Here is a 10,625-nt window from a genome sequence, read left to right as displayed (position 1 = left end):
TATAGGACGGAGGGACAGCGAATGTCAAGAGACTTTCAGCAGACACACGAAAATCTTTTGCTCTGCGCCCAAAAGCACTTTCTGGAATATGGCTTTGAGCGGGCCAGCATCCGGGAGATCTGCAAGGACGCCCATGTGACTAACGGAGCTTTTTATAACCACTTTGACGATAAGGAAGCTCTGTTTGGCGCGCTGGTGGAGCCTGTTGTTCAGGAGGTCAAGGCCATCTATGAGGCGTCGGTAAATGAGCACATGGAACTGGCAAAGACGGACGACTTGAAATCCCTCTGGAAACTGTCGGAGGAAACGCTGTCGGTCATTATCGAATACATCTATGAGCATTTTGATGTATTCCGGCTGCTTCTTATGCGGGCGGAGGGCACGCGGTATTCCTCCTTTTTGGATGATGTTGTCTGTCTGGAAACCCGGGTCACGCTGAAGTTCTTTGCAGAATTGAAATCTCGGGGCATCCAGGTCCGCGAATTGGCGGAAGAGGAGTGGCATATTCTGCTCCATGCGTATTTTGCGTCCCTGGCTGAAGTGGTCATGCACAACTTCCCCAAGGAGGCCGCGCTGAGATATGTTCACACGCTTGTCTCTTTTTTCAACTCCGGATGGCAGACAGTTTTGGGGATCTGATCCCCAAAATTTTTGCACAATAGTTAGCATCTACTAACCAAGTGATGTGGAGGTGGAACCGCAGCGTCCCCTTTGCACGGGGTTTTGCAACACTTAATTCTTTTCAGAAAGGACATATTCAAAAATGGAAAACACAAAGAAGCTCACAGGTAAAGACCTAATCAATGTCGGCATTTACACAGCCATGACCCTCGTTATTTTCTTTGTTGTCGGCCTGCTTACTGCGCTGCCGGTGGTCTACCCGTTCCTGTTCATAATTTGGCCTATCGTCTGCGGCATTCCTATGATGCTCTACTATACCAAGATTCAGAAGTTTGGTATGCTGACCATCACAGGTATCATCGGCGGCATCTTTTTCTATCTGATCGGCTATGGCTGGATCGGCCTGCTCGGCTGGGTGCTCGGCGGCATCCTGAGTGATGTTGTGCTCAAAATCGGCGGCTATCAGAAATTCAAGGTCACTGTTCTGAGCTACGCCTGCTTTTGCCTTGGCATCATGGGCTGCCCCGCCAATCTCTGGTTTGCCGGTGAAGCATATTGGGAAAACATCCACACCTCCATGGGTGATCAGTACGCAAACACCTTGCAATCCCTGATGCCCTCCTGGATGATGTATGTGGGCTTTGCGCTGCTGTTTGTGGGCGGTATTCTGGGCGCGCTTCTGGGCCATAAAATGCTGAAAAAACACTTTGAGAGAGCGGGCATTGTGTAATGGAGCAGCTTCAAGCGGTTGTTGAAAACAGAACAGGTTTTTGCTTGGACCCACGAACCAAGTTATTGCTGATGGCTGTTGTCGCTACCGCAGAATTTCTATATAGCCATACCGCCTTTATGATTGCGGTGGCTATGATACCCTTTGTCCTGTTGCTGACTAATCGGCAGTATAAGACGGCAACGGTGTTCTTCTGCCTGTTCGCAGCGGGGCTGTTTGTGCAGGCTATCCAGAACTCCGTCCAGTTTCCCATGATCGTCAATATGCTGGTAGTCCTGTTGGTGGGGTTGGTTCTGCGGCTGTTTCCGGCTTTTGTGATGGGAGCCTATATTATCAAATCCACCACGGCCAGCGAGTGCATTACCGCACTTGGCCGGATGCACATTGGGCGGCAGATCACCATTCCTCTCTCTGTCCTGTTTCGTTTTATCCCTACCATGCAGGAGGAGTCGGCGGCCATCAAGGACGCCATGCGGATGCGGGAGGTCCAGTTCGGGACAAAGAAGTTCTGGCAAAACCCCGCCGCCCTGATTGAATACCGTTTTATTCCCCTGATGATCTCGGTGGTCAAAATCGGGGATGATCTCTCTGCGGCGGCCTTGACCCGCGGCCTCGATAACCCGGTCCGGCGCACCAATATCACAAAGGTCGGGTTTACCGGCTGGGATCTGCTGGCGGTGCTGATTGCCGGAACTGCACTGCTCTCTACATACTTTTTCAGTCCGTGGTAAGGAGGTGATACCGTGATTGAATTGAAAGATGTTTCCTTTACCTATGAGAGTGGGGAAACCGAGAACAACCTAAGCCATATCAATCTGACAATCCAGGACGGTGAAACTATCCTGCTCTGTGGAGAGTCTGGCTGCGGCAAGACAACACTGACCCGGCTGATCAACGGTTTGATCCCGCATTACTACGGTGGGAAACTGACCGGGCAAGTCCTCTTAGATGGGAAAGAGCTAAAAGACTATCCCCTTTATCAAATCGGACAGCGGGTGGGGTCTGTATTCCAAAACCCAAGGACACAATTCTACAATGTAGATACCACCAGCGAGATTGTTTTTGGGTGTGAAAACATGGCCCTGCCAGTCCCGGAGATGCGGAAGCGTCTGGAGGAGACTGCCCACAGCCTCAAGCTGGAAAAACTGCTGAACCGGAGCTTGTTTGCCCTATCCGGCGGGGAAAAACAGAAAATCGCCTGCGCCTCTGCCGATGCAATCCACCCGGACATCTTTGTACTGGACGAACCATCCTCCAACTTGGATATTGCCACCATCGAAGATTTGATTGGTGTGATCCGGCACTGGCAGTCTGAGAAAAAGACTGTGATTGTCGCAGAACACCGGCTTTATTATCTCGTTCCCTATGCGGATCGGATTCTCTACATGAAGCGCGGAAGTATTGTACGGGAATTTACCGAATCGGAGTTTCAAAAACTACCGTCCGATGAATTGCAGGGAATGGGGCTGCGGGCACTGGACCCATTCCACCTGTCCCCGGAGGCCGTTCCCAAACCGGCCGCTCCGCAATTACATATCAAGGGCTTCCAGTTCTCCTATGAAAAGCACGGCCCTCTCAATGTGGATATTCCAGACCTGACCTTGCCCCAAGGGGAGATCATCGGCATCATCGGAAACAACGGCGCGGGAAAATCTACCTTCGCCCGGTGTCTGTGCGGTCTGGACAAGAAGGCGAAAGGCGTGCTTGAAATGGATGAGGCCTCCTATAATGCGAAGCAGCGCAGGCACATTTCCTACATGGTCATGCAGGATGTTAACCACCAGTTGTTTACGGAAGATGTGCTGGACGAACTGCTACTCAGTATGGATGGCGAGGACGAGAAAGCGGACACGGCCCGTGCCAGTGAGATTCTGGACAGCCTTGACCTGCTGGACAAAGTAAAGCTGCACCCCATGTCCCTGTCCGGCGGTGAAAAACAGAGGGTGGCGATTGGCAGTGCGGTAGCCTCGGACAAAAAGATCCTGATATTTGACGAGCCTACCAGCGGATTGGATTACCGGCATATGCTGGAGGTCTCGGACAACTTAAACCGCCTGAAAGAGATGGGAAAGAGTCTGTTTCTGATCACGCATGACCCGGAGCTCATTTATAAATGCTGCACCTACCTGTTGTTCATTCAGGGGAGCAAGGTGCTGTGGCATCGGCCGATGGATGGGAAAGCTGTAGAGCTCTTGCGGACTTTCTTCTCCCACGAGCAAGAAACAGGTGCGGTCAATGCTTCCTGATAAAAAACTGCACGCTTCCGGCGAGGACTATCTGGAGGCTGTGTTGGTACTCCAGAAAAAGAAAGGCATGGTACGCTCTGTGGATGTGGCCCGGTATATGGAGGTGTCTAAGCCCAGCGTGTGCCATGCGGTAGCTACCTTGAAGGCGGGTGGCTTCCTCACCATGGATGAGGATTTCTTCCTCCGCTTGACCGATATAGGCCGCGAAGTAGCGGAGCAGACCTACGAGAAACATTGCTTCTTCACTCGCCTGCTGGTGGAAGCCGGTGTAGAGCCCAAAACCGCCGAACAGGAGGCCTGCTGCATGGAGCATGTGATTAGCGAGAATAGCTTTCGGCATCTAAAGCAAAGTATGGACAAAAAGAAATAGTCGCGGGAGGTGAAGCTGTTGACGGGGGTAGCTGTACTGCAATATGGGAATTTGCGTATTGACCCCAATGAACGCAGGGTCTATATAAATGAACAATTTGTGGAGTTGACCACAATGGAGTTCAATATCTTATACTGTCTGGCCTTACATCCTGGCTGGACCTTTACCCGGGAACAGCTTTACCGATATGCGATGTCCGATGATTTTGCCTCTGGCCCTGAAAGCGTTACCAGCAGGATCTACAAGATACGGAAAAAACTAAATATCAATGCGATTCAAACTGTGCATGGGTATGGTTATCGCTTTGAAAAGTAAAAAAGGGGTTGGTGCATCAAATCGTAGGTGTACCACCCCTTTTTATAGTGCTTGCATATAAGGAAAGCGTTGCCGAAAGAGTTCTCGCTATTGACGAATAAATCAATTTGTGCTATATTAAAACCGTTAGATTGAAACCAATGGTTTTGAACTTTGGGGGTGACACATGGCAAAGCGTGTAGCAGGAGTAACAGAAAAGTTGATGGAAGCAGCCAAGCAGGAGTTCCTAAAAAACGGATATGAGCGGGCTTCCTTACAGACGATTGCAGAAAAGGCTGGCTCCAGCAAAGGGGCGATCTACATCCGCTATCCGGACAAAGAGAGCCTGTACCGTTCCCTCGTACAGCCTGCCATGGATGATTTTTGTGGTCTGATTCAATCAACCTTAGAGCAGTTTAACCAGTTGCCCGGAGTCGAACAGACCAGTCAAATGTATTCCTTCTCCGACCACGGTTTTTGGGCCTCTGTGGACTATATCTACGATCATTTCGATGAGTTCAAGCTGCTTTTAACCAGTGGAGAGAACAGTACATATCAGGAATTCCTCCACCGGATCGTGGAACTGGACAACCAATGTACCATGCGCTATATTCAGGCGTCCGGGAACGACGCAATTTCCAGCGGCCGCCTTACACCGGAGCTGGGCCATCTGCTGTCCAGCGCCTTTTATACCGGGATGTTCGAGGTGGTCATCCACGATATGCCAAAGGATCAGGCGGTCGAGCATATCCAGAGGATGCGGCGTTTTTACACCGCCGGCTGGAAAACCATCTTCTTCGGAGATGGAGGTGAAAACCATTGAGCGGGTGGATTGACCGAAGCGGCTGGATTCACTGCCCTACCTGCGGCAACAAGACCCGCACCAAGGTGAATCCAGACACCGTTCTAAAGCGTTTTCCGCTTTTCTGTCCCAAATGCGGAAAGGAACACATCGTTGATGTGCAGGGACAAAACATCATATTGTCAGAGCCAGACGCAAAGACGCAGAGCCGATGATTTACAGGATAATCCTGTGGGTTGTCGGCCTTTTTCTTTGTTGATTGGTTAGAAGTCGCTAACTTGTAGGAGGGATACGATGCAGAAACAAAGGAAGCCATTTAGTTTGATGGCATTTATCAGACCGCACCGAGCGGGTTTTATTACCTCCACTGTTCTTGCTGTTCTCAGCGTGACCAGCGGGATGATACCATACTTTGCTGTGGCAAGAATGGTCAACCTGCTTATTTCTGGTGAAAAGAACTTTTCGATTTATCTGACCTGGGGAGCAGTTGCCCTGATTGCCTATCTGCTCAAGTCTGTTCTTCACGGCATCTCCACCCGATGCTCCCATGAAGCCACTTTCCATGTGCTGTCGGAACTGCGGCGGGCTGTGGCGGATAAGCTGACCCGCGTTTCCATGGGCTATCTGACCAATACGCCATCGGGCCGCCTGAAAACAACCATGGTGGAGCGTGTGGAACAGATGGAGGTCCCGCTGGCCCACATCATTCCGGAAATGACCTCTAATCTGCTGGTCCCTGTCGCTATTGTGGTCTACCTCTTTCTCCTGGACTGGCGCATGGCGTTGGTGTCGCTTATCACCATCCCCATCGGGATGCTTTGCTATATGGCCCAGATGAAAGAGTACCCGAAAAAATATGGTGCGGTTGTTCAAGCCAGTAAACACATGAGCGCCACCACGGTGGAGTACATAGGCGGCATTGAAGTCATCAAGGCGTTTAATCAGAGCGCGGCCTCTTATGGCAAGTTCACGCAGGCTGTGCGGCAGAGCGCAGACCTCATGCTGGACTGGATGAAGTCCACGCAGGGCTACTCCGCCCTGATGATGACCATTTGGCCCGCTGTGCTGATCGGCGTTCTGCCCATTGGGTGTGTCTTTTATAGGAATGGCAGTCTGACCGCCCCGGATTTTATCACGATTGCAATCCTGTCCCTCGGTATCGTGGGGCCATTGGTAGCGGCGATCTTTTTGACCGATGATTTCTCCAAAATTGCGACCATCACCGGGGAAATTGGCGCTGTGCTGTCCGAGCCGGATCTGGAGCGGCCTGCGCAGAGGAAAGAACTGCATGGGCTGGACATTGACCTGCGGGATGTGACATTCGCTTACAAAGATAAGCAGGTTTTGAACGGCGTCACGCTGAACATCCGGCAAGGCACGACCACCGCGCTGGTGGGGCCGTCCGGCTCCGGCAAATCCACCATCGCCAAACTCATCGCCTCCTATTGGGACGCAGGCGGCGGGAGTATCACCATCGGCGGGGTGAATGTGAAAAACCTGCCGCCGGAACAGGTAATGGATCTTATCGGCTATGTCTCCCAGGATAATTTCCTGTTCAATGTCTCTGTCCGGGAAAATATTCGTATGGGACGGCCGGAGGCCACCGACGATGAAGTGGAGGCCGTGGCAAAGGCGTCCGGCTGTCATGATTTCATCATGGGTCTGGATCATGGATATGACACTGTGGTGGGCGGCGCAGGCGGACACCTCTCCGGCGGGGAGCGCCAGCGGGTCGCCATTGCGCGGGCCATGATGAAAAACGCCCCGATTGTGATTTTGGACGAGGCGACTTCCTACACGGACCCCGAGAACGAGGCGGTGCTTCAGGACGCCATCGGCAGGCTGACCCGTGGAAAGACGCTCATCGTCATCGCCCACCGCCTGAGCACCATCACCGATGCAGACCAAATCGCCGTGGTGGAACAGGGAAAAATCCTGGACGCGGGAACGCATGATGAACTGCTGAAGCGGTGTCCCCTCTACGCGCAGATGTGGGCGGCCCACACGCAGGCGAAAGATGCGGACAGGAGAGAAGGAGGTGGCAAGCATGTTTGACGCATATAAACGGTTTTTCCGCTTTGCCGGGGAGCAGAAAGGCACCTGGTATAAGGGAATGGCCTTTGAACTGTTACGGAGCATTTTTGAGGCTTTGCAGTTTGTGGCGCTGCTGGTCGTGCTCCGCGCCCTGGTAGAGCAGAACATGACCGGGGCCACCCCATGGATGGCCTTTGGGATCATGGCGGTCAGCGTGGCCGGAGCCGCCCTGTGCTGGTATCTGGCCCACAACAGCGAGGGGCACGCCAATTACCGGATGTGCGCGGAAAAGCGCATCCATATCGGGGAGCGCATGAAGTATATGCCCATGGGCTACTTCAACGCCCAGAGCCTGGGCAGCCTCACCGCGGCGGCCACCTCCACCATGGAGGACCTGGAGAGCATGTCCTTTGCGGTGATCGCCCGGACGGTGGTGGGTATGATTCGGACCACCATCTTCTCTTTGGCGATCCTGTGCTTTGATTGGCGCATTGGGCTGGTATTCCTGCTTGGTATGCTTCTGTTCCTCTGGGTCAACTCACTTTTGCTGAAGAAATCCAGAGAGTTATCTCCGGGGCGGCTGGCAGCCCAGACAAGGCTGGTGGACGCTGTGCTGGAATACATACAGGGCATGAGCGTGGTGCGCGCTTTCCATGGAGACAAAGCGGCCAATCAGACGCTGAACCGCACGATTGAGGAGACGGAGCAGCAGAATTTCAAGCTGGAGCGCAAGCGTATTCCCTACAATGTGTTGGAGCAGATCGTCCTGCGTGTCACGGCGGTGGCGGCGATTCTGCTCTCAATCTGGTTTTTCCTGCAAGGCAGTATGACCCTCTTTACCTGCCTGATGGTGGTGGTTTCCGCTTTCCTGGTATATAGCGAGCTGGAGTCTGCCGGCGAGATGTTCTTTATGCTGCCCATGATCGACGCCTCCATCGACCGGGTGGAGGAAATCGACCGCGCTCCCCGGATGGACGAGGGCGGCTCCGTACAGACGCCGAAACACTGCGATATTTCCTTCGAGCATGTGGACTTCTCCTATGGAGAGCGAAAAATCATCCGCGATGTCAGCTTTACCATACCGGAAGGGACAACCACTGCCATCGTGGGGCCCTCCGGCTCCGGCAAGACCACCCTCACCAGTCTTATGGCAAGGTTTTGGGATGTGGACAGCGGTGCGGTCAAGCTGGGCGGCATTGATGTGAAGGACTATGCGCTGGATAGTTTGATGCACAATTTCAGCATGGTCTTTCAGCGCGTGTACCTGTTCAACGACAGCATTGAGAACAACATCAAGTTCGGCAAGCCGGACGCCACCCATGAGGAGGTGGTGGCTGCGGCAAAGACGGCCCGGTGCCATGACTTTATCACGGCCCTGCCGGATGGCTACGATACCATCATCGGTGAGAGCGGCGCCACGATCTCCGGCGGAGAGCGCCAGCGGCTCTCCATCGCACGGGCCATGCTCAAGGACGCGCCGATCATCATTTTGGACGAGGCCACAGCCAATGTTGACCCCGAGAACGAGGCGGAGCTGCAGGAGGCAGTCAAGGCCCTGACCGCCGGGAAAACTCTGGTTATGATCGCACACCGGATGAAAACTGTCCAGGAGGCGGATCAGATTCTTGTACTGGATCAAGGGCGGATTGTGCAGCGGGGCCGCCATGCGGAACTGATGCAGCAGGGCGGTATCTATGCGGATTTTGTCTGCTCCCGGAGATCCGCAGAATCGTGGCGTATTGCGGAGCGGAAAAGTAACGAGGTTAAAGCGGAGGTATGAGCAAGAAACTATTGGCCCGGATCGGCCTGCTGGTGATTGTCCTGTTTGGCGTCACGATCCTGACTTTCTTTTATACCAACCTGTCCCCAGTAGATGCGGCCGAGGCGCTGGCAGTGCGCCGTTACAACCGTCCCACCCCGCAGCAGGTTGAACTGGTGCGGGAAGAACTTGGGCTCGACCAGCCGATTCTCCAGCAGTACGGCTCCTGGCTGTGGAACGCCCTGCATGGGGATTTTGGAAACTCCTATAACACCGGGCGGCCAATTGTGGAAGAACTGTCGGCTTCCATCCGGCCCACCCTGGTTATGGCTGCCATGGCGCTCCTGTTTGCCACTCTGCTCAGTATTCCGCTGGGGGTGTTGTCCGCCAGCAGAAAAGGCGGCTTGGCGGATCGGAGCATCTACCTGTTCGGCATCATCTGTATGTCTCTGCCGAATTATTGGATTGGCTTCATGCTCCTGCTCGCCTTCGCGGTTTATATCCCTATTTTCAGCATTATGGGAGCGGATAGCCTGAAGGATTTCATTCTTCCGGCCCTGGCGCTGGCTATTCCTATGGCCGCCGGCAACATCCGTGTGTTTCGGTCCTCGCTCCTGGATGGGTATAACAGCGATTTTGTCCTGTATGCCAGGGCCCGGGGCGTATCGGAGTGGAAAATCGCCAATCTGGTGAGCCGGTTTGCGCTGCCGCCGCTGATCACCATGCTGGCGCAGAGCTTCGGCTTTATGATTGCGGGCAGCGCCATGGTGGAAAGCGTGTTCTCCATCCCGGGGCTGGGGTCCATGCTGGTCACTGCATTGGGAGCCAGAGACACCATTACCATCAATGCGTGTGTACTGCTCACCGCCGTCATTTTCGTCCTGGTCAATTTTATCGCGGACTGCGTGAACGCATTTCTAAACCCGCAGAGTCAGAAGGGAGGCGGCCTATGATCCGCAAAATCATGCACCGCCCGCAGGCCGTCCTCGGCCTTGCCATGATGCTTCTCGTGTTTCTTGTGATGCTGCTGGCCCCAGTCTTTGCGCCCAATGACCCGATGCAGCTGAATGTGGCCCACAGCTTCGCCCCGCCGGACGCACAGTACCCCCTTGGAACGGATGAACTTGGACGCTGCATCCTCTCCCGCCTGATTTACGGAGCCAGGGCTTCCCTGAGTATCGCGCTGCCCACACTGCTGTTACTGGCGGTTATCAGCACCGTGGTGGCTACCCTGTGCGCCTATATCGGCGGGGCGCTGGACCGCATATTTGAAGTGGTCTCCAATATTTTTATGGCCTTTCCCCCTTTCCTCGTTGCCATCACCCTGGTGGGGCTCTTTGAGTCAAAAGCGGCCAGCATCGTCCTGTCTATTGTAATCGCCATGTGGGTCTGGAACGCGAGGGTGGTCCGCACCCATGTGCTTCGGGAGCGGAATCAGCCCTATGTGATCACCTGCCGGATGTCCGGCTGTTCGGAGCTGCGTATTGTATTCCGGCATATCATCCCCAATATTTTGCCGCACCTTCTGGTTTTGTACAGCACAGGGCTGTCCTCTGTCATCATTATGATCTCCAGTTATGCTTTTCTCGGCTTGGGGCTGGAAACAGGGACGGCGGAGTGGGGCGCCATGTTTGTAAATGCCAATAAACTGATGTTCAGCCATCCGCAGTTCCTGGTCTATCCGGGGCTCTGCATTCTGTTTGCCGCGGCAGGGTTTAACCTGTTCGGGGAGGCCCTGCGGGACATCTGCGCACCGAGGGAGGGATAGC

The 10,625-nt window shown here is 53.9% G+C and carries 12 protein-coding genes; all 12 read left to right on the top strand.

From position 1 onward, the window contains the following. Positions 1 to 21: 21 nt before the first annotated feature. Complete coding sequence (locus KTH90_RS06620; protein ID WP_238726509.1) at positions 22 to 639, top strand: TetR/AcrR family transcriptional regulator; 618 nt, start codon at positions 22 to 24, stop codon at positions 637 to 639. Between the two features lie 124 nt (positions 640 to 763). Continuing rightward, complete coding sequence (locus tag KTH90_RS06615; protein ID WP_238726508.1) at positions 764 to 1,351, top strand: MptD family putative ECF transporter S component; 588 nt, start codon at positions 764 to 766, stop codon at positions 1,349 to 1,351. Next, positions 1,351 to 2,082, top strand: coding sequence for an energy-coupling factor transporter transmembrane component T (locus KTH90_RS06610; protein WP_003500066.1), 732 nt, complete (start codon positions 1,351 to 1,353; stop codon positions 2,080 to 2,082). Before KTH90_RS06615 ends, KTH90_RS06610 begins: the two co-directional genes overlap by 1 nt. Before the next feature lie 12 nt (positions 2,083 to 2,094). Then, the gene (locus KTH90_RS06605) at positions 2,095 to 3,597 is read left to right on the top strand and encodes an ABC transporter ATP-binding protein (protein WP_238726507.1); all 1,503 of its coding nucleotides are present in this window, start codon (positions 2,095 to 2,097) and stop codon (positions 3,595 to 3,597) included. Continuing rightward, positions 3,587 to 3,967: a metal-dependent transcriptional regulator gene (locus KTH90_RS06600; protein ID WP_058722725.1), complete on the top strand. Its 381-nt coding sequence runs from the start codon at positions 3,587 to 3,589 to the stop codon at positions 3,965 to 3,967. The genes KTH90_RS06605 and KTH90_RS06600 overlap by 11 nt, the downstream gene beginning before the upstream one ends. 9 nt (positions 3,968 to 3,976) lie before the next feature. After that, positions 3,977 to 4,282, top strand: a complete 306-nt coding sequence (locus KTH90_RS06595; RefSeq protein ID WP_058722726.1) for a winged helix-turn-helix domain-containing protein — start codon at positions 3,977 to 3,979, stop codon at positions 4,280 to 4,282. A gap of 166 nt (positions 4,283 to 4,448) precedes the next feature. Further along, a complete protein-coding gene (locus tag KTH90_RS06590; RefSeq protein WP_238726506.1) occupies positions 4,449 to 5,084 on the top strand; it encodes a TetR/AcrR family transcriptional regulator in 636 nt (211 codons plus the stop codon). Continuing rightward, positions 5,081 to 5,278 carry a cysteine-rich KTR domain-containing protein gene (locus KTH90_RS06585; protein ID WP_207737329.1) on the top strand — a complete coding sequence of 66 codons (198 nt, stop codon included), beginning with the start codon at positions 5,081 to 5,083 and terminating at the stop codon, positions 5,276 to 5,278. The genes KTH90_RS06590 and KTH90_RS06585 overlap by 4 nt, the downstream gene beginning before the upstream one ends. A 79-nt stretch (positions 5,279 to 5,357) precedes the next feature. Further along, positions 5,358 to 7,118: an ABC transporter ATP-binding protein gene (locus KTH90_RS06580; protein ID WP_238726505.1), complete on the top strand. Its 1,761-nt coding sequence runs from the start codon at positions 5,358 to 5,360 to the stop codon at positions 7,116 to 7,118. After that, the gene (locus KTH90_RS06575) at positions 7,111 to 8,877 is read left to right on the top strand and encodes an ABC transporter ATP-binding protein (RefSeq protein ID WP_238726504.1); all 1,767 of its coding nucleotides are present in this window, start codon (positions 7,111 to 7,113) and stop codon (positions 8,875 to 8,877) included. The genes KTH90_RS06580 and KTH90_RS06575 overlap by 8 nt, the downstream gene beginning before the upstream one ends. Continuing rightward, a complete protein-coding gene (locus tag KTH90_RS06570) occupies positions 8,874 to 9,809 on the top strand; it encodes an ABC transporter permease (protein ID WP_238726503.1) in 936 nt (311 codons plus the stop codon). Before KTH90_RS06575 ends, KTH90_RS06570 begins: the two co-directional genes overlap by 4 nt. Then, positions 9,806 to 10,624, top strand: a complete 819-nt coding sequence (locus tag KTH90_RS06565; RefSeq protein WP_238726502.1) for an ABC transporter permease — start codon at positions 9,806 to 9,808, stop codon at positions 10,622 to 10,624. Before KTH90_RS06570 ends, KTH90_RS06565 begins: the two co-directional genes overlap by 4 nt. Position 10,625 lies beyond the last annotated feature (1 nt).

Source organism: Diplocloster modestus, assembly GCF_019042245.1.
GTDB lineage: Bacteria > Bacillota > Clostridia > Lachnospirales > Lachnospiraceae > Diplocloster > Diplocloster modestus.
The sequence above is the reverse complement of the archived record's forward strand: the minus strand, read 5'-3'. Positions and strand labels throughout refer to the sequence as shown.

What these genes read in the sequence shown, in the direction of transcription:
- KTH90_RS06600 (WP_058722725.1), top strand. Translation starts at nt 3,587, where the DNA reads ATGCTTCCTGATAAAAAACTGCACGCTTCCGGCGAGGACTATCTGGAG.
- KTH90_RS06575 (WP_238726504.1), top strand. Translation starts at nt 7,111, where the DNA reads ATGTTTGACGCATATAAACGGTTTTTCCGCTTTGCCGGGGAGCAGAAA.
- KTH90_RS06580 (WP_238726505.1), top strand. Translation starts at nt 5,358, where the DNA reads ATGCAGAAACAAAGGAAGCCATTTAGTTTGATGGCATTTATCAGACCG.
- KTH90_RS06570 (WP_238726503.1), top strand. Translation starts at nt 8,874, where the DNA reads ATGAGCAAGAAACTATTGGCCCGGATCGGCCTGCTGGTGATTGTCCTG.
- KTH90_RS06590 (WP_238726506.1), top strand. Translation starts at nt 4,449, where the DNA reads ATGGCAAAGCGTGTAGCAGGAGTAACAGAAAAGTTGATGGAAGCAGCC.
- KTH90_RS06615 (WP_238726508.1), top strand. Translation starts at nt 764, where the DNA reads ATGGAAAACACAAAGAAGCTCACAGGTAAAGACCTAATCAATGTCGGC.
- KTH90_RS06610 (WP_003500066.1), top strand. Translation starts at nt 1,351, where the DNA reads ATGGAGCAGCTTCAAGCGGTTGTTGAAAACAGAACAGGTTTTTGCTTG.
- KTH90_RS06565 (WP_238726502.1), top strand. Translation starts at nt 9,806, where the DNA reads ATGATCCGCAAAATCATGCACCGCCCGCAGGCCGTCCTCGGCCTTGCC.
- KTH90_RS06620 (WP_238726509.1), top strand. Translation starts at nt 22, where the DNA reads ATGTCAAGAGACTTTCAGCAGACACACGAAAATCTTTTGCTCTGCGCC.